Origin of the sequence: Paraburkholderia sp. SIMBA_027 (assembly GCF_046535315.1) — a bacterium.
GTDB lineage: Bacteria > Pseudomonadota > Gammaproteobacteria > Burkholderiales > Burkholderiaceae > Paraburkholderia > Paraburkholderia tropica.
On record NZ_JAWRWY010001715.1, the window covers coordinates 1 to 231 of the forward strand.

The 231-nt window shown below is 34.6% G+C and carries 1 pseudogene; it reads right to left on the bottom strand.

Annotated features, from left to right (window positions below):
- Positions 1 to 231, bottom strand: a pseudogene (locus tag SB764_RS45035) (GTP cyclohydrolase); the annotation flags it as partial.

The window sequence follows — 231 nt, forward strand, 5'->3', positions numbered from 1 at the left end:
ATTATCATTTAAATGCCCTGAACGATGAATTTTTGTTTCTAAGTAACTTTTATTATACTCAGAAATATCTCCCCATAATTGCTTTCTTCCTACGACAGGAAGACCAGAAGCTTGTAATGCTTCTATTTTTTTAGGGTTGTTTGTAATCAATGTTACCGGTTTCGTCCGTAATGCTTGTAAAACTCGTATTGCGTCTTCGTAACTTCGTGCATCATTAACAAACCCTAACAT